Origin of the sequence: Alkalimonas mucilaginosa, assembly GCF_036327005.1 — a bacterium.
GTDB classification, from domain to species: domain Bacteria; phylum Pseudomonadota; class Gammaproteobacteria; order Enterobacterales; family Alteromonadaceae; genus Alkalimonas; species Alkalimonas mucilaginosa.
Genome location: NZ_JAUGZK010000010.1, coordinates 92,901 through 111,178 on the forward strand (window position 1 = coordinate 92,901; position 18,278 = coordinate 111,178).

An 18,278-nucleotide genomic window follows, 5' to 3' on the forward strand; every position below is an offset into this window, starting at 1 on the left:
AGCCAGGTGCTCCCTTTTTATTGATCTTAACCAGGTTCAGTGCAAGTCCCGCATTGTATTCAGCAGAAAAACGGTCTACTTTTAGTGCACAGTCGTATAAAAAACAGATGCAGGAAGAGGCTCTATGGCAACAAAAATACCGACCACCCAGCCGGACACAAATCAGGATGATCTGCATGATGAAGTGATTGCAGTGCGGCCTGCTGCCAGCAGCGTAGCCCGACAGCCAGTCGTTTCCTTTGGTGGGGAGCGTTATATGTATTTTACGGAGCGCGATCTCAACCGTATTCTGGCTAACCTGGATGCACTTCGCCAAACCGTTTTCCCAAACAGCGGTGTGGAACACGAAATCAGTGCTCCAAGACAGCAACACTTTCCTTCTGTTTGTTTGATTGGCCTTGGCCGTTGTGGCTCCAACATTGCACTGGATGTGGCGTCTCTGGTCTACAATGCCCGTAATTTTTACCTGAATGAGTTTAACAACGAAGAAAAGCAAAACCGCGAACAGGAATACCGGCCCATGCGCTGGATTAAGCGCAGCCTGCATTTAAAACAATCGAATGCGTTAAAACCGGTATTTCTGATAGAACCACTGGTGATGCTGGGTGATTTGGACAAAGACATCGAAGGCCGCATCCGCTTTTCCAACAAAGGTGAATCCAGCGGTTTCCTGCACGACTACACCAAAATGAAAATTATGGATTTGTCCGAAGTTCATGCAGGCGGCGCTGGCAATGCCCCTATTCTTGGCCAGTATCTGGCGAAAATTATTCTGAATAAAGACACACAGCGCTTTTCCAATGCGGACTGGAAGTTTATTCACTCCTACCTGATTGATTCCTGTGGTATCAAAGCCAACCAGTCGCGACTGTATTTTTATATTTTCAGTGCCGGCGGTGGTACCGGCTCTGGCATGGCTTCTGAGTTCGGCCTGGCCCAACAGTATGCCTACATGAGCAAAACCTTCGATACCCGAACCTTACCAGAGAACGAAGAAAACCGCGGTCACTCCTTTGTGTTTGAACCCATCTTTACCAGCGGCATCTGTATCCTGCCGAATATTTCTGACCATGGGGTGGAGATGTCCGAGGCGTTGCATATCAATGCCGGTCGTTTACTGTGCAAGTATCTGGCAGAAGAGTGGGACTTCTCCTACAACTTTGACCATGAGGATGGTAGCGACTCCAGTGTGATGCACCGCATCCGGCCCTGGAATGCGATGATGCTAATCTCCAACGACATCATGCGTTATGCCGAAGAAACCGATGACGGCGACATCCAGCACATTGATGTCAATGCCATGGAAAAATACGCCAATCAATACATTTCACAGCAAATATTCAATATCTTGACGGCCCAGGCTGTTACCACGGATTACGATGAAAACTATTTCCGCCGGGCCGGCATTGATATCGGCGAAACCATCCGTCTGGATGCCAATGATCTCTTTATGAGCCTGGCTGGGCCTGTTGCGGTAGCTTATGCCGAATCGGTGATCCCGGCTGAGAGCAGCAGCCTGGAAAAGGTCAAGCTATTCGACAAACAGGCTCCAAGTGGTTTGAACATTGACGATCTGTTTTTCCGCTCCATTGACTTGCCGCATTTTAACAAAGTCACTCAGGCCATTGAGGGTATCAGCTTACTGCCGATTGAGTCAGAACGCTACCGCGAGACACTGGCCAATTATCAGAAGAATAATTACAACGCGGCTGAGCTAAAGAACCTGCACTTTTTCAAAAACTGCTCATCCGTGGTGTCCATTGTTTCCTTGCCCAAAGACTACAAATTGTCGTACATCGATTTGAATAAGCTGAAGTCTCATCTGAACAACCTGTTCCCCAATACCACCTTAAAACGCTATGCTTTGGTAATTGGCGCTTCTGCCAACATTTCGCTGACCACGTTAATTGTGAAAAGCCCGTGCCTGAGTGATGATTTCCTGACACTGATTGTCGCCTATATCAAACGTTGCTTTGCCAAAGACAGTTACCGCTTTGATGAACAACTGGACGAGGCCATGCTGGAATTTATTCGTGATGAGCACTTCGATGAAGCGCTGCTGGATACCATGCTGAATGAGTTTGAGAATCCGGCCAAAATCCTGGATACCAACTGGTACGCAATCAAACCCATGTATGAGAAAAAATACCGCGAGCTGATTCATAGTAAAGATAAATTTATCTCGATCAACGATATCCGGTTATCGCGTGATAGCGTGAAAAAAGCCATCAAGTATCTGCGTGAAATTTACCGGCATAAGATCAGCAAAACCAGGGTGATTTCACTGAACCAGTTACCTGGCAAAAAAGAAAGGAAATCCAGTAGCAACGCTGCCAGCGAACCGGAAAAATAACGCCCGCAGACAGACAAGCTCTGCGCCTGTTCAGGGCAGCGCTTGTCCCCGCACCGCACAGTACAGCCGATACCAATGTTCCCGGCTAAGTTCTATTTGTGTGGCCTGCAGGCAAGCTTGTATCCGTGCCACCGACAAGCTGCCAATCACGGGTTGAATAGCAGCCGGATGCCGTAACAACCAGGCCAATACGATGGCTTCGGCTGACACCTGGTAGTCAGCCGCTAACTGCTGTACCAAAGTGGCGGTCTTGTGCTCGGCATCCGTTCGGGGCAAGCGCCCCCCGCTAAAGAGTCCCTGAGCCAGACTTCCCCAGGCTTGCAGTTGGATATCCCTGAGCTGACAAAACTCTACCGTCCCAGCCGAGAAGTGGCACTGACTGCCTGCTGGCATGCCAGTGAGAATGGTCTCTTCCAACCAGTGATAATTTGCCAGGCTCATTTCCAATTGATTGGCGATCAATGGTTGCTCCAGCGCCTGCTGCAACCACTGCAGTTGTGGCCAGGCCATATTCGATACCCCAAAAGCCCGTACTTTGCCCTGAGCATGCAAATCGGAAAAAACAGCAGCAACTTCTCTGGGTTGCATCAAGGGATCTGGCCGGTGCAGCAGCAACAGATCCAGATAATCACACCCCAGTCGTTGCAGGCTCGCATCCACACTTTGCCGGATGTGCGCCGCAGAGAAATCGTAATAGCCTGGTTGCTCACTGGTTGCCAGCCGAATGCCACACTTGCTCTGGATAAACAACTGCTCACGTTCAATACCAGACTGCCGTAGATAATCGCCAAACACCCGCTCAGATTTACCTAAGGTGTAAATATCGGCATGATCAAAGCAAGTGATACCGCCCTCAATGGCTGCATCCAAAGCACTGAAAGCGCGCTGATGCTGCAATGCGGTTGTAGCGCCACGATCCCAATCACCACCAAGCTGCATGCAGCCAAACACCAGACGGCTGGCTGCTGGAAAATGAGCCTGCAAAGGAAACTGCATAAAAAAATCCAGAAAAGCAACACAGACTTTCAGTATATACCCAAACATAATTGCGAATACAGTGTCTGCCACCTAGACTTGGCTTTATAACTCTTTCATTCACAGCGCTTTTATGACCAGCAAAAATACCCGCTATTTGCTTCCTTTGTTAGCTGGGCCGCTAAGCTTTCTGTTACTTAGCAGTCTGGAAATTCCCTTTACCGGTATGAGTCAGCACGCCTGGCTGATGGCAGCCTTAACACTTTGGATGGCAATCTGGTGGATCAGTGAAGCGGTGCCCATCCCGGTGACCTCTTTGCTGCCCATCGTGTTAGTGCCATTGCTTGGGTTGGACGCGCTTGGTGCTGTGACAGCACACTACGCCCATCCGCTGATATTTTTATTCCTGGGCGGCTTCCTACTGTCGATTGCGATGGAGCGTTGGGAGCTGCACAAACGCATAGCCCTGCATGTGATGTTGATTGTAGGTAGCAAGCCAAGCCAGCAAATTGCCGGCCTGATGGTGGTCACTGCTTTCCTCTCGATGTGGATGTCAAACACTGCAACTTCCGTCATGATGCTGCCGATTGCTCTGTCCATTCTGGCCTTGCAACAATCAGCAGCCAGTAAGGAGCAAGGATTTGACACCGCCATCATGCTGGCCATTGCCTACTCTGCCAGTATTGGCGGCATTGCCACTTTGATAGGGACCCCTCCCAATGCCCTGTTGGCTGCTTACCTGCAAAGCAACTACGACATTCAAATTGGCTTCGCTCGCTGGATGTTGATCGGGGTACCTATTGCGTCCTGTTTGCTGTTATTGTGCTGGTTTTGGCTAACCAAGCTTTCTTTTCAGTTGGATAAAGTGGCGTTAACCGATACCAAGGCGCTGTATCAACAGGAGTTGCAGCAACTTGGCCCTATGTCTGGTGGAGAAAAGCGTGTGATGGCGATCTTTTTATTCGCCGCCATCGGCTGGATCTCACGTGAGTTTGTCCAAGGCCGAACCGGCTTGCCGATTGACGACACCATCATCGCCATCACAGCCGCAACCTTATTGTTTATCCTGCCCGTCAACTGGAGAAGCGGACAACGTATTTTGCAATGGGAAGATACCAAAAAGCTGCCCTGGGGCATTTTATTACTGTTTGGTGGAGGTTTGGCGCTAGCCGGGCAAATTCAAAAATCTGGCCTGGCAGATTTTATTGCTTTGCAAGTCAGTGGCCTGGACGGTATTTCTATCTTGCTGTTGGTCTTGCTGGTCACCAGCATTATTATCTTTTTAACTGAAGTCACCAGCAATACTGCGACAGCAGCAGGCTTTCTCCCCTTGCTCGGGCCCGTTGCACTGGCACTGGATACCAGTGTCGCCATGCTGGTGGTGCCGGCAGCACTGGCAGCCAGTTGCGCCTTTATGATGCCAGTGGCCACCCCACCCAATGCCATTGTCTTTGCTTCGGGTAAGCTGAAAATCATTGATATGGTGAAAGCCGGCTTTGCACTGAACCTGCTGGCGATTGTGGTGATAACGCTGTTTTGTTATTGGCTGGTGGAAGTTATATTTAGCTTTTAACCGCTGAGCAGCGGGCGGTAACTCATAGAGTCCAACCAAAGACTGGCTGCTTCTGCAGCCAGTCTGGTACAACCCAGGCCCGAGCAAGCGTATGCCTTGCTCATCCGGATGTTATCAAGGGTTGTACTCGATGGCACCGATGTCTGGTGCTGCACCACTATAGCTCAGGCCAATATTCACACCACCATCAACCATAAAGCTGCCCGATTTGGGCCGCAGCAGATGGGTTACCGGTAAAGATCCATCCGGCTGACGCGGACTCTTAGCCAAAGCTGTGTTCAAACTTTCAAACATACCACTGGCTGGTGTGCCCTCTTGCCAGCTGTTACCACCTTGCGTGGCACCATTGGCAATGTCCACACTTCCATTCAGGCTCAGGTTGTTATAAAAAATATGACGCTTACCAGAGCTAGCAGGGTTATTTGGGAATACATAGTTCCGACCATTGTTAAAAGCGGTGTTATTTAACAGCGTTAACGCCCCGCTGTTATTATTGTGATCAAACCCTTTCGCATTGCCACTGCTGCCAAAATTATCAAAGGCTATGTTACGAACCACAATATGATCACCAGGATCGTTGTTGCCACCAAGCTTAAAGCCGTTGCCACCGCCCTCGAAATTGCTGGGATGACCAAATACTGCGGCATTACCATTACCAAATGCCCAGTTATTTTGTAGCACTATAGGATGAGGAGCGCGCCAAAAATCAAAGCCATCGTCTGAGTTTTCCCATGAGCGGTTGCCATAAAAGTGGTTGCCAGGCCCAAGATCTAACTGCTTAGCACCAAAACCATCGGCATTATTGCCAACCCGGTTGGTATAAATCGCCGAGTTAAAGTTATGATAGCTGTCACAATTCATAATCAGGTTGTGTGATGCCGAGCCTCCCAACAGAATACCAGTATCGTAGTTACCATGTGACACCAGTCGCTCCAGCCGATTATGACTGCCATCAACCCGCAAGCCATTATGACCGGCATAACGGATTGTCAACCCATACAGATGCCAATAACTGGCATTAAGACGTACACCATGAGCGTTGTTTTGAATGGTTTGCGGGGTAAAATCCAAAATCGGCCGCTCACCAGGGTATGCATAAACCCGAATCGGATGGCTAGCCGTACCACTGACACTGTTAATACGAATGGTATCATCGTGGTAATAAACACCACCACGCATCACAATCACATCACCTGGCTGGGCACTGCTGACTGCCCTGTTCAAGGTTGCATAGGGCGAGCCTATAGTCCCTGAGTGACTGTTATTGCCATTGGGCGCTACATAAAAAGTCCGGCTGCCTGCGGGAATACTAAGATGAGGACTTGGGGTAGGTGCAGATGGCACCAGGTGGGAAAGATTTTCCACAATAGGTGCTGAACCACTGCACGATGGCTGTGGCAATGCGGCCGACTGACGCTCTATCCAAAGATCGCTTATCGTTACCATTGCTTCGCTTTCAACACGCAGCTGTAAAAAGGACCTTGCCGTGCCTACGGCTGAGTCCACCACCACCCGCTGCCCGGCAGAGAGGCTATTGACAGTGGCATCATAAATACGCGATGCCCCACCATGGGCCGAGTTCGCCTGCCCGGTGGTATTGTTGTCCACATAGATCTGGAATTTCTTACTGCCATTGCCTGAAGTGCCCTTTACGCAAAAAGAAATACGGTAGGGCTGACCAAGATCCAACACGCCGGTTGTATTAGCAAGCATGTCACTGGATGACGTTTGCACCGTTGGCAAAGCATTACCGACACTGAAGCGAGCATTGCCAAAAGTAAACTGATTTCCAGCAACAGACATATTGTTTGAGCCGGCTAAAGCATAATAAAAAGGCGTATTCGAACTAGCAGTCACTGTTTTGTAACCAGAGCTAAAAAAGTGGTTTGCCCCAGCTGCACTGAAATGTTCCTGCACAGGCAAAGCTGCCCCAGCATGCTGTACTACTGCAAAAGTACCAGCCAATGATATAACTAAGGGCACCACCCCCAAACCGAATTGGTAGAAAATCTTTGTTAGTTGTCTCATCAGTTAACCTCTTGATGGTTTGACATTACCCAATAAAAAGCACCCTGGCTGAACTCAAATAAGCCATTGGTGCTTGCAGAGTATTAGACACACAAAGAAATAAACCAAAAAGATGAACGCAATATTTACTAATTTCACGCAAAAGTTTCAATAATGGATGGGAGACAGCAATGTGTCAGGCTGCTAACTAACCGGTGTGTCCTTGCAGCCCCCCGGAAGCATAGGCCTTGTTACAGCATAAGGCCTATATTCTGATGTGATGACGATGATTAAGCCAGGTTCTCAGCAAGTTGCAATTGATAATAGCGATTGCCATTGCGTTGATCAAAGCCTTGCGCTGCCATAAAGGCTTGTTGCGAAAAATACTCGCACAACTGCTGAGTAGAGTATTCACCTGCGGGATTAAACAATGCAAAACTATTCGGCAAGCGCAATACTAACGAAGTTTGCCCCTGCTGCAGCGCTTTGTTTAACACCATGGCGGCTCCCATCTGGAATTGCAAACGGCCCCCAGGATCCATGCTTGCTAACAACCAATCGCAATGACTCTGTAAACGCTCCAGACCAGTGTCAATCAGTGCTTGTTCAGCACAATATTGCATCTGCAGACCTATCTGGTACAGGAACTCTGGATTACTGCGAATTAGCTGATAGCCGGACGTTAAAAGAAGCGTACCAAGCTCTTTATTACCTAATCGACTTGTACTGCTAAGGAGTGCAGCAAAAGTCAGATGAGGTACTTCTGCACAGCCTTCATTTCCTTGTAAAAGAGGCTGAGCAGCTTGAATAGCTTCCTGATCGCGTTTTAACGCTACCAGTGCAGTCACAATAAAGTTTACTTCGCAGGCTGAGCAATCGGCAAAGCGATCTTTCTCCAGGCCGCGACTAATTTGCAGTTGCTGCAAGCAGTCTTCAAATTCGCCAGCGTATAGATGCATATGGGCACGCATGTAATGGACGGGACGCAAACTAAAACCGGCCTGCTCATAGTGACGATGCATGTTGGTTAGCAACTGTTCCAACGTTTCACGATTAATCGAATGAAAGCCAACAGCGCACGCAATAACATACTTATATTTCCACAAGATATCCGGCAGAGGGAATTGCTCGGGAAACTTTTCGCATTGAGCAATACACCAGCCAAAGTTCACCAGAACTTTTTCCGGATGGCCAGAAAATGCCGCGGCTTCCACCAAGGCAATACGACTTTTATATTGTAACCCAAGATCATTGCCCTGATCGGCCAGCGAAATAGCCTGCTCGTTTAACCGAATTTTCGCGGGCTCCCCATCCGGTAGGCGACGGGCCTGACTCAACAATTCGTTCACTGTGCTCATGCTGTTATCCTTGTCTTATAGCTTAGTGCTGGGTTTGGCTAGAACTTACTACATTCAGACTGTTGGCCATCATTGCCACTAAGCCTTCATTTAAAATTTCCATTTCATGGGCACTCAGCGGAAAGTGCCCCATCAAAAGTGACTGTACATAAATGATCTTTAAACACTTTGCCAACTGCATAGCATCATCACACTGTATCAGCGACATAACTAAGCTGTGATTGGCATTTAAGCATAACTCTGAAAATGCATAGCTTTCCAACGGCTCAATCACACTATCTATGATCTCAGACCAAAGATCGTCGCTTTGCTCCTTATTTTTGGTAGCCGCCCGGATAAAAAACTTTTTCTCACAACTAATATACAAAGCTGGCACTTGCGCTGGCAGAAATCGCTTAACACTGATATTTGGGCAAACATCATGCATCAACAGTTTTGCTTTGTTAATAAAGCGGGCCAACAGCAACGGATCCAGTTCAGTCTCGTTCAACTGTGACACTAAACTCTGTGGATCCAATGCTTCTATGTCAGTTTGGCTAAGATGGGCATACAAGGTGAGAATTTCGCGGCAATAGGAATAGCCAGCATTGATCAGACACTCTTGTTTTGCAGTCGATATCTGGGCAAACTGACGAAAACTGTCAACATGATCAACGAAGCGGATCTTTGGATACTTTTCAAGGTAGCAAGCCAGGGTCATAGTACCCAGATTTGTTTCAAAAGTAAGGTGAGGCGCAATTTTCAGGCAGAAGTAGTGGTTCTCCAATACCAGTGATTTCAAGGCCATTTGATGGCAACTGACAAAGTGCTGAAACTTCTCAGGCTCGTTTTCTGCCATACTTACCAGATAACCGATTAACTGCTCTGCCAACTCTTCTTTGGCTGCCAGTAAGTTTGCATCTTCATACAGCGATTCCCTTGATGCCGTTGGTCGCAAATCATCTGCATTCACAATGGTACGAACAAAGAAAGCCCAATCCGGCAAAAGGTTTTGGCTGCTTTTGGTGAGCCGCATGCCTTTCAGGTGGATCAGATGCTGCTGCTGATGCTCACTGCTGGTACAGGCGGTAATATAGCCCAACCCCTGCACCTTCCCAGCCCGGGTCTTTAATGGGATCGTATCAAAAAAAGGTCCCCGAAAATATTTTTCCCCAATCACTATGGCTTTATCTAAAAATGCTTTACCCGAATAATCAGACCATAACCAGGGTGCCGGTTGTGGATTAATGCGAAAACCCGTCTCACTGGCAGTATCTAATGTAATGCTATAAGGCAAATAGCTTGCGTAATACAGCATCCAGCGCTGCAAAGCATTATCGGTGAAGTATTCCTCGCCCTCTGGCTTTGCTGTTAAAATAACCCGTGTTCCGATAGCCATCGACTGCTCAATGGCTATTACCTGATAAGTCCCATCCGGCCTGCCGGTCCACTGCAGTACCCTATCCGCTTGTTTCACACTGCGGGTTTGTAAGCAAATCGAATCTGAAACCATAAAGCAAGCCAGCAGCCCAATACCAAACTGGCCGATGTAATCGTGTGTTGGGTTTTCTAAAAACTCTTTCTTTGAGGATTGACCGATAACGGCTAAAAACTGATGGATCTCATCTTCCGTTAAACCACAGCCATTGTCTTCGATGATGAGCTGCGATGGCTGCTGCTCTGAGCGCTTAGGCAGCAAGGTCACCCTGATACTTCCGGGAGCTTCTCCCTCCTTGCTATGATTCTTTCTGGCAGAAATAGCATCGGTGCTATTTTGTAGTAACTCACGGATAAACACTTGAGGGCCGCTGTATAAATGCTTTGATAAAATATCAATAATGCCAGCAAGGTTTACCAAGAACCTTTGTTCCACTTCAGATGAGGAAGAATCCATTGTCATCCCTAAACTTCCATTAACTGTCTTTAGTCATTTAACTTATGATGTGTTAGCGGTCTATTATAACGATAAGCGTTGGCTTGGCAAAAAAATAAGGTTATTCAGCATAGGAGCAACAGTGCGGCACCATGCCGACTTTGAAAACAGGCTCGACGGGCATGAACTTAAGGATAGAAAGCAAAAAAGCAGCCATTCGGCTGCTTTTTATGAAATTTGGAGCGAGTAACGAGGTTCGAACTCGTGACCTCGACCTTGGCAAGGTCGCGCTCTACCAGCTGAGCTATACTCGCAAATCTTATTTACTGCTCTGGTTGCAGTAAATGGTGCCCGGGGCCGGACTTGAACCGGCACGAGGTTTCCCTCGAGGGATTTTAAATCCCTTGTGTCTACCGATTTCACCACCCGGGCAGACAACTTGTGTTACGTATCAAACTATGGAGGCGGGTCCCGGAGTCGAACCGAGGTGGACGGATTTGCAATCCGCTGCATGGCCACTCTGCCAACCCGCCAATGTGAGGATGCATTACTTCACGTAATTGGAGCGAGTAACGAGGTTCGAACTCGTGACCTCGACCTTGGCAAGGTCGCGCTCTACCAGCTGAGCTATACTCGCATTGTCCTTCACTGTGCCTGAGCACGTGACGCATTCTACTGGTTTCAGGCATTCAGTCAACAATAAATTGTCACATTGTTGATCGACTGCTTATTTTTTTAGCTGCCAGTCAGGCGCCCTGCTCTGGCTCGGTACCAAAGTCATTGCGGGACGCATACACATACTGCACCATAGACGTTATCGTCAGTACCGTCGCAATATACAGCAACCCCCAACTAAGCGGCATAACCCAGCTTAGCCAGGCAGCGGCGGGTTGCCAGATCAGGCCAATCAATGCCAGCATCTGAAAAATGGTTTTCAATTTACCACTGCCAGAAACCGCCACACTGGCGCGGCGCCCTAACCCGGCCATCCACTCGCGTAAAGCCGAGATAATGATTTCCCGGCTGATCATAATCAATGCAGGAATGGTCATCCAAAGCAACTGCATATCCACCGTTACCAAAACCAGTGCCATAACCACCATCACCTTATCGGCCACAGGATCTAAAAAAGCGCCAAAGGGAGTGGATTGCTCCAGCTTTCGGGCCAGATAACCATCCAGCGCATCAGTGATGGCGGCCAGCACAAACACTAGAGCGGCCCAAAAACGCGCCGATTCAATCCCTGAATAAAACAACCATAAAAAAACCGGGATCAGCAACAGCCGAAACAACGTCAGAAGATTGGGAATATTGATCATGCGGGACATCTCTTTGCTGAATTCATTGTATGCTACTTGCTATGCAGCTGCTGGTAAATGGTTTCTGCCTGTTGCCGGGATATTCCCGGCACCTTGCTCAATTCTTCAACGCTGGCCTGCTGTACTCCTTGCAAACCACCCAAAAATTGCAACAAAGCTTGCCGGCGTTTACTGCCGATGCCGGGGATTTGCTCCAGAGGGCTTTTGAGCATGGCTTTGCCGCGTTTTGTGCGATGCCCCGTAATGGCAAAGCGATGCGCTTCATCACGTATTTGCTGAATTAGGTGCAGCGCCGGGTGATCAGCCGCCAGATTGATAGCTGGCTGGCCAGGGATCACTAAGGTTTCCAGACCAGGTTTACGCCCTTCGCCTTTGGCCACTCCCATCAACAGCGGCACCCGGGCAAAATTTTTCCCACGGAAAAAATCAATGGCGCGCTGCAATTGGCCCTTGCCACCATCGATCAAGACCAGATCGGGCAATAAGCTTTCGTCAGTCAAATTGCCATAGCGCTTGTGTAAGGCAAAGTCCATAGCTGCATAATCATCGCCTGCAGTAATACCTTTGACATTATAACGCCGATACAGAGTTTTATTGGCCCCATGTCCATCAAACACCACGCAAGAAGCAATGGTTTCCTGGCCCATGGTGTGGCTAATATCAAAGCATTCCATCTGGTTTATTTCAGCATTGGGCTGGAACAGCGTATTCAGTGCCTGATAACCAAACTGCACTTTCTGGCTCTGGCTAACTTTGCCATCACAGGCGGTCCGGGCATTTTTGCTTGCCAGTTCCAGGTAACGGGCTTTTTCACCTCGCCGGGCCAGGCTCAGCCGTACTTTACGGCCGGCCAGCTCACTGATGGCGGTTTGCAATGCCTCGGCACCTTCCGGTAGCTCACTAAGTACAATGTCTTTCGGCACTTGCTGGCCTCCCATGCGCTGCAGGTAAAACTGCATCAGAAAAGCCGGTAAGATGTCCACTGCCATGGTATTGGCCGGTAATTTAGGAAAATAGGTTTTGCTGCCAATTACTTTGTGCTGGCGAATAAAAAGCACATGAACAGCCGCAACACCATGTTGGAAACAAAAACCAATGACATCCATTTCTTCATGATCACCACTGACCGACTGCTGCTCTTGCACACGCCTGAGAGCCTGAACCTGGTCGCGCAGTTGGGCAGCTTTTTCAAAAGCCAGTTGCTGACTGGCCTGCTCCATCTGCTGCACCAAATCTGCAATCACTTGCTGATCTTTACCGGTTAAAAACAGCCGGGCCAACCGAACTTGCTCTTGGTAATCGGTATCGGAGATTTTGCCAACACAAGGCGCAGAGCACAGCTTCAGCTGATATTGCAAGCAAGGCCGGGTGCGGGACTGATAAAAACTGTCTTCACACTGGCGGATTGGGAAAATTTTCTGCATCAGCTTCAGACTTTGCCAAACAGCACCAGCATTAGGGTAAGGGCCAAAATACTGGCCAGGCACAGAGCGCGCTCCACGGTGTGACATTAAACGTGGATGTTTGTGGCTGGTCAGAATGATGTAGGGATAGGACTTATCATCCCGTAATAAGATATTGTACTTGGGGCGGTGCGCCTTGATCAGATTGTTTTCCAGCAACAGAGCTTCTGTTTCACTGTGCGTCAGTGTCAATTCGACCTGAGCAATCTGACTGACCAAAGCTCTGGTTTTGATGCTGTCGACCTGGGCACGGAAATAGCTGCTAAGCCGCTTTTTCAAGTTCTTGGCTTTACCAACGTAGATCACCACACCTTTGGCGTTCAACATCCGATAAACGCCAGGTTGCTGCGGCACGCCCGACATAAAACTTTTGGCATCAAACATTACAATCTACCACCAACGGCAATCAACACCGCATGCTGTCAGGCTTTGGCTATATCAATCATGCCGTGCCGTAAGGCCAAATGCGTTAACTCGACATCGCCATTGATTGATAGCTTTTCAAACATTCGGTAACGATAAGAATTGACCGTTTTGGCACTGACATTCAACTGAGTAGCGATATCATTCACTTTCTCACCACGAGTAATCATCAACATGATTTGCAGCTCACGGTCAGACAACTCATCGAAAGGATTCTGCCCCTGATGGTTTAGTTTACTCAGCGCCATCTTCTGCGCCACCTCATCCGAGATATGACGCACACCAGAATGCACCTTACGGATCGCAGAAACCATTTCTGATGGTGCGGCATTCTTCGAAATAAAACCCGCCGCACCAAGCTGCATCACTTTGGTTGGCACCGGTTCTTCACAGGTCACTGAAAGCGCCAGCACTTTGACATCCGGACAAAAGTGCAAAATACGCTTGGTTGCTGTCATCCCCCCCATACCGGGCATGTTCATATCCATCAACACAACATCTAGCGTATGTTGGCGACAAAAATGCAGAGCTTCTTCGCCGGTACCAGCTTCGCCTATCACCTTGATACCACGCTCATCCTTTAGTATGCGACTGATGCCAGTCCGAACAAGCTCGTGATCATCGACAATAAGTACGTTAATCAAGCTGCTTCTCCGCTTCACTGGTTTAGTTATTATTTATAGGCATAGCATAGCCGAGAACAGCTATAAACTCGACCAATTCACCACTTTGGATACAACAATTCGGTGCTGTAATAATGCGGAGGCTAGTCTGCCAGATTGGTGAACAAGATGGAATCAAAAATTGGGGTAGGAACTGCAATGGGTAGAAAAAATGGCGGAGGGAGAGAGATTCGAACTCTCGGTGGGCTATTAACCCACGCCGGTTTTCAAGACCGGTGCATTCAACCGCTCTGCCATCCCTCCGGCATAATCCAATACGGCATTGGAGGCTAATGTACACTTCACTTTTCCAAACTTAGCCAATCAGGAAAAAGTGGCGGAGGGAGAGAGATTCGAACTCTCGGTGGGCTATTAACCCACGCCGGTTTTCAAGACCGGTGCATTCAACCGCTCTGCCATCCCTCCAGCGAGGCGTATACTAATCAGTTTGCTGCTGAAAGAAAAGTTCTTTTTGTCATTCTTGCCTCTAGCCAGCCAATTTTTAGCCAATTTGCTTTTTTCAAGCATGCTTTGCAACGGAATCACTAGAGGTTCGGGAACTTAGCAGGTATGATAGTTATCAAAGCATTAACTCAATCTGGTTCTGTTCTATCACACAACCAAATGTAAGGAGACCTGTATGTCGTACAGAGAAACCCATACCATTAGCTCGGCGAGCCGTGGTGTTGAAATTAATAAGGTACTGCGCAATACCTATTTCCTGCTCGGCATGACGCTGGCAGTCAGCGCCATTGCTGCGGTGTTTGCCATGGCATTAAATATTTCGCCTATGGCATCGCTGGTCTGCATGATTGCTGGCTTTGTGCTGCTGTTTGTAGTCAACAAACAAGCAGATAAAGCCAGCGGTATTATCTGGGTATTTGCCTTCACCGCTCTGTTTGGCGCATCGTTAGGCCCAATGCTGAACTACTACGTTGGACTGGCCAATGGCCCAAGCCTGATTATGCAAGCTTTAGCAGGTACGGCAGTGATTTTCTTCTCACTCTCTGCCTATGCCCTGACTACCCGCAAAGATTTTTCCTTTATGGGTGGCTTTCTGTTTGTTGGCTTGATTGTGGTGTTGCTGGCGATACTGGCGAATTTGTTCCTGCAAATTCCGGCGATCTCACTGGCCATCAGCTCAGCGGTAATCCTGATCATGTCGGGTCTGATTCTGTTTGACACCAGTCGAATCATCCATGGCGGTGAAACCAACTACATCCGCGCCACCGTTGCGCTTTACCTGAACATCTTTAATATTTTTGTTCACTTGCTAAGCCTGCTTGGTGTGCTGAATAACGACTAAAACACAGCCAATACAGACGCTTTGTCGTTGGCTTATTTTCCAGTAAAATGCCTCCCTGATGTGAGGCATTTTTTTTGAGGCCGTGATGACTACCTTTGCCCTGCTGCTTACTGAGTCCCCTTTTGCCGGCCAGGCCTTTCAAAGCTGCCTGCGCTTTGCCAAAGCAGCCGTTCTAGCAAACCATCAGGTGGAACACATTTTTTTGTACCAAAATGCTGTACTGGCTGCCAGTGCGGCTATCGACTTACCCTCGGATGAGCCCAACGCAGCCGCTTTGCTGGCAGATTTTTGCCAGCAACAGCGCATTCCTTTATTGTTCTGCAGCACTGCGGCAGAAAAACGAGGCCTCAGTCTGCAGCCAGGCCAGTTGAACGCTGGTTATCAACTGGCTGGCCTGGCCGAGCATGCCATGCGGCTAAGCCAATGCCACCAACTGGTGCAATTCTGATGAGCCAACCAACGTTAATCTGGTTACAAAGCAGCCCTTACAACAGCAGTGCGGCCCGTGAAGCACTGGATTATACCCTGGCACTGGCTGCGGTCGATTGCCCGGTGCAGCTGCTACTAAGCGGCCCGGCTGTCTGTCTGCTGCTGCCCAATAACGATTTTAGCGCGGCGCTGCAATTAAAAGACTGTAGCAAATTGCTGGGTTTATTGCCGCTTTACGATTTAGCTGCCCCTTTAGTCTGTCAGGATAGTCTGCATCAATACCAAATCGATCCAAAGCAGCTCCATCATGCGATCACACGACTTTCCAGGCAGCAATTGGCTGAGCGGTTGGCGCTGTGTCAGCAAGTCGTCACTTTTTAACAGGATATTCCCTGCCATGAAATTAGTGCACTGGATCTACCCCGAGCTACCAGCACAGGCCTTGCTATCACAGCTGGCCCCGCAGGATCTGTTGCTGCTGCGCCAGGATGGCTGTTACTCTCTGTTGCTGGACTGGCCCCAATTACCTTGCCGTTCATTGGTGCTGGCTACGGATCTTAAAGCGCGAGGCCTTAACGTAAAAGCAGCATGGCAGTCTATTGAAGATAGTGTCTGGGTGGAACTGGCGGCTCAGGCTTCACAGGTGGTGCTATGGCCGAAGTAATGCTAAACGGGCAACAGATCCCATTGGATAAACACGGCTACCTGGCTGATTTATCACTTTGGAGCCATGCACTGGCCGAATACTTTGCCAATGAAGAAGGCATTGAGCTGACTGAAGCGCACTGGGAGGTGCTTCATTTTGTGCGGGATTTTTATCAGGAGCATCAAACCTCACCTGCCATCCGGCTGCTGGTGAAAGCCATGGCACAACACTATGGGCCTGAAAAGGGTAGTAGTAAGTATCTGTTTATGCTGTTCCCGGATGGCCCTGCTAAACAGGCAACCCGAATTGCCGGCCTGCCCAAGCCTGCCCGCTGCCTTTAGTTGTAGCGCAAACAAACTGTGTTATCTGTGCGACCGGGCCAGTGCTGCGACACTTTAAAAGCTGTCGCGCACTATACCAATCACCGCTTCAAGGAAAAACAAGGCGGCAATCAATACCACTCCAAGCAGCAGCAAGCGATACAACCAAAAACGGATCCGGGCAGGCGTTTTCAAATCAGGTGCTGTCGGCCGCAGTCGCCTTGAACTGCTGGCCTTTATAGGATGCTCCTTAACCGACTTGGAGGGCATGCTAAGCTAGCCTCTACTACCCTTTAGCCTTTAGCACCGCCTGCCCTTGCATATAAGGCTGCAGTGCCGTAGGTACCCGAATGGATCCATCGGCTTGTTGGTAGTTTTCCAAAATAGCCACTAAGGTTCGGCCTATGGCCAGACCCGAGCCATTTAAGGTATGCAGCAGCTCTGGTTTTTTACCTTCAGCCAGCCGGAAGCGAGCCTGCATACGACGGGCCTGGAAGTCTCCCATATTGCTGCAGGATGAAATTTCACGGTAGGTATTTTGTGCTGGCAACCAGACTTCCAGATCGTAGGTTTTACAGGCTCCAAAGCCCATATCACCGGTGCAGAGCAGCATCACCCGATAAGGCAACTCGAGCAGTTGCAACACCCGCTCGGCATGCGCAGTAAGCTCTTCCAGCGCCTGCATCGAGTGATCCGGGTGCACCAATTGGACCAGCTCAACTTTATCAAACTGATGCTGACGAATAAGGCCACGGGTATCCCGGCCATAAGAGCCGGCTTCACTGCGAAAACACGGCGTATGGGCGGTCATTTTAACCGGCAATTCAGCCAAATCAAAAATGGTATCGCGAGCCAGGTTGGTCAGCGGTACTTCCGCCGTTGGGATTAAAGCCATGCCCTGACCTTCTTCGGTGGCAGGCTTGGTATGAAACAAATCACCACCAAATTTTGGCAGCTGGCCGGTACCATAAAGGCTGTCATGATTGACCAGGTAAGGCACGTACATTTCGGTGTAGCCATGTTCATTGGTATGCAAATCGAGCATAAATTGCGCCAGTGCACGATGCAGCCGCGCCAGTTGACCACGCATCACCACAAAGCGTGAACCAGCCACCTTGACTGCACTTTCAAAGTCCAGCCCCTTATCCAGTGCTTCGCCTAAATCAACATGATCTTTTGGCTCAAACTCAAATGAGCGTGGCTCAAGGTGACGACGTACCTCAACATTGGCCGCTTCGTCTGCTCCCACCGGCACGGAGGCGTCCGGCAAGTTGGGAATACTCAGGCTGATTTGCTCCAGCTCGGCCAATAACTGATCCAGCTCGGTTTTGGCGGTATCCAGTTGCTCGCCCAGGCCGGAGACCTCCTGCAGCAAAGGCGCAATATCTTCGCCACGGGCTTTGGCCTGACCAATCTCTTTCGAGCGGCTGTTGCGTTGATTTTGTAACTCCTGGGTCCGCACCTGCAAGTCACGCCGGCGCTCTTCAAGTTGACTAAGCGCAGCCACATCCAGGCTAAAGCCCCGGCCGGCCAGGCGCTCTGCCGTGTGAGTTAATTCGGTTCGTAAAAACTTAGCATCCAACATAATGGTT

General features: G+C 49.2%; 15 protein-coding genes and 6 tRNA genes. 7 read left to right on the forward strand and 14 right to left on the reverse strand.

What is annotated here, in order from left to right; all coding sequences use genetic code 11:
- Positions 1 to 124: 124 nt before the first annotated feature.
- Positions 125 to 2,353, forward strand: a complete 2,229-nt coding sequence (locus tag QWF21_RS13340) for a hypothetical protein (protein WP_330088544.1) — start codon at positions 125 to 127, stop codon at positions 2,351 to 2,353.
- A 30-nt stretch (positions 2,354 to 2,383) separates the two neighbouring features.
- Here the strand turns inward: QWF21_RS13340 and QWF21_RS13345 are convergent, their stop codons facing one another.
- The gene (locus QWF21_RS13345; RefSeq protein ID WP_330088545.1) at positions 2,384 to 3,349 is read right to left on the reverse strand and encodes an aldo/keto reductase; all 966 of its coding nucleotides are present in this window, start codon (positions 3,347 to 3,349) and stop codon (positions 2,384 to 2,386) included.
- Positions 3,350 to 3,461: 112 nt separating this feature from the next.
- On the opposite strand from QWF21_RS13345, the gene QWF21_RS13350 reads away from it, so the two are divergent.
- Positions 3,462 to 4,901, forward strand: coding sequence for an SLC13 family permease (locus tag QWF21_RS13350; RefSeq protein WP_330088546.1), 1,440 nt, complete (start codon positions 3,462 to 3,464; stop codon positions 4,899 to 4,901).
- A 114-nt stretch (positions 4,902 to 5,015) separates the two neighbouring features.
- Here QWF21_RS13350 and QWF21_RS13355 read toward each other — a convergent pair whose 3' ends face one another.
- The 12 genes from QWF21_RS13355 to QWF21_RS13410 form a co-directional block, all read right to left on the reverse strand.
- Positions 5,016 to 6,704, reverse strand: coding sequence for a right-handed parallel beta-helix repeat-containing protein (locus QWF21_RS13355; RefSeq protein WP_330088547.1), 1,689 nt, complete (start codon positions 6,702 to 6,704; stop codon positions 5,016 to 5,018).
- A 494-nt stretch (positions 6,705 to 7,198) separates the two neighbouring features.
- Entirely contained in the window at positions 7,199 to 8,266 is a 1,068-nt protein-coding gene (locus QWF21_RS13360) for a hypothetical protein (RefSeq protein WP_330088548.1), read from the reverse strand.
- Positions 8,267 to 8,288: 22 nt separating this feature from the next.
- Positions 8,289 to 10,145, reverse strand: a complete 1,857-nt coding sequence (locus QWF21_RS13365; RefSeq protein ID WP_330088549.1) for an HSP90 family protein — start codon at positions 10,143 to 10,145, stop codon at positions 8,289 to 8,291.
- Between the two features lie 211 nt (positions 10,146 to 10,356).
- Positions 10,357 to 10,432, reverse strand: a tRNA-Gly gene (locus QWF21_RS13370).
- Positions 10,433 to 10,463: 31 nt separating this feature from the next.
- Positions 10,464 to 10,550: transfer RNA gene (locus QWF21_RS13375), tRNA-Leu, on the reverse strand.
- Positions 10,551 to 10,577: 27 nt separating this feature from the next.
- Positions 10,578 to 10,651: transfer RNA gene (locus QWF21_RS13380), tRNA-Cys, on the reverse strand.
- A gap of 28 nt (positions 10,652 to 10,679) precedes the next feature.
- Positions 10,680 to 10,755 (reverse strand) — tRNA-Gly (locus tag QWF21_RS13385).
- Positions 10,756 to 10,864: 109 nt separating this feature from the next.
- Positions 10,865 to 11,437 carry a CDP-diacylglycerol--glycerol-3-phosphate 3-phosphatidyltransferase gene (gene pgsA / locus QWF21_RS13390; RefSeq protein ID WP_330088550.1) on the reverse strand — a complete coding sequence of 191 codons (573 nt, stop codon included), beginning with the start codon at positions 11,435 to 11,437 and terminating at the stop codon, positions 10,865 to 10,867.
- A 32-nt stretch (positions 11,438 to 11,469) separates the two neighbouring features.
- The gene (gene uvrC, locus QWF21_RS13395; protein ID WP_330088551.1) at positions 11,470 to 13,284 is read right to left on the reverse strand and encodes an excinuclease ABC subunit UvrC; all 1,815 of its coding nucleotides are present in this window, start codon (positions 13,282 to 13,284) and stop codon (positions 11,470 to 11,472) included.
- Between the two features lie 38 nt (positions 13,285 to 13,322).
- Positions 13,323 to 13,967 (reverse strand): UvrY/SirA/GacA family response regulator transcription factor, encoded by a 645-nt coding sequence (gene uvrY / locus QWF21_RS13400; protein WP_330088552.1) that lies wholly within the window; start codon positions 13,965 to 13,967, stop codon positions 13,323 to 13,325.
- Between the two features lie 191 nt (positions 13,968 to 14,158).
- A tRNA-Ser gene (locus QWF21_RS13405) sits at positions 14,159 to 14,249 on the reverse strand.
- A gap of 71 nt (positions 14,250 to 14,320) precedes the next feature.
- A tRNA-Ser gene (locus QWF21_RS13410) sits at positions 14,321 to 14,411 on the reverse strand.
- Positions 14,412 to 14,625: 214 nt separating this feature from the next.
- On the opposite strand from QWF21_RS13410, the gene QWF21_RS13415 reads away from it, so the two are divergent.
- The 5 genes from QWF21_RS13415 (at position 14,626) to QWF21_RS13435 (ending at position 16,707) form a co-directional block, all read left to right on the forward strand.
- Positions 14,626 to 15,291 (forward strand): Bax inhibitor-1/YccA family protein, encoded by a 666-nt coding sequence (locus tag QWF21_RS13415; protein WP_330088553.1) that lies wholly within the window; start codon positions 14,626 to 14,628, stop codon positions 15,289 to 15,291.
- An 85-nt stretch (positions 15,292 to 15,376) separates the two neighbouring features.
- Positions 15,377 to 15,739, forward strand: coding sequence for a DsrE/DsrF/TusD sulfur relay family protein (locus QWF21_RS13420; RefSeq protein WP_330088554.1), 363 nt, complete (start codon positions 15,377 to 15,379; stop codon positions 15,737 to 15,739).
- Positions 15,739 to 16,101: a DsrE family protein gene (locus QWF21_RS13425; protein WP_330088555.1), complete on the forward strand. Its 363-nt coding sequence runs from the start codon at positions 15,739 to 15,741 to the stop codon at positions 16,099 to 16,101. Before QWF21_RS13420 ends, QWF21_RS13425 begins: the two co-directional genes overlap by 1 nt.
- Before the next feature lie 16 nt (positions 16,102 to 16,117).
- On the forward strand, positions 16,118 to 16,384 hold the full coding sequence (locus QWF21_RS13430; RefSeq protein WP_330088556.1) for a DsrH/TusB family sulfur metabolism protein: 267 nt from the start codon (positions 16,118 to 16,120) through the stop codon (positions 16,382 to 16,384).
- Positions 16,372 to 16,707 carry a TusE/DsrC/DsvC family sulfur relay protein gene (locus QWF21_RS13435; protein ID WP_330088557.1) on the forward strand — a complete coding sequence of 112 codons (336 nt, stop codon included), beginning with the start codon at positions 16,372 to 16,374 and terminating at the stop codon, positions 16,705 to 16,707. The genes QWF21_RS13430 and QWF21_RS13435 overlap by 13 nt, the downstream gene beginning before the upstream one ends.
- A gap of 265 nt (positions 16,708 to 16,972) precedes the next feature.
- Here QWF21_RS13435 and serS read toward each other — a convergent pair whose 3' ends face one another.
- Positions 16,973 to 18,271, reverse strand: coding sequence for a serine--tRNA ligase (serS, locus tag QWF21_RS13440; RefSeq protein WP_330088558.1), 1,299 nt, complete (start codon positions 18,269 to 18,271; stop codon positions 16,973 to 16,975).
- Positions 18,272 to 18,278: the final 7 nt, after the last annotated feature.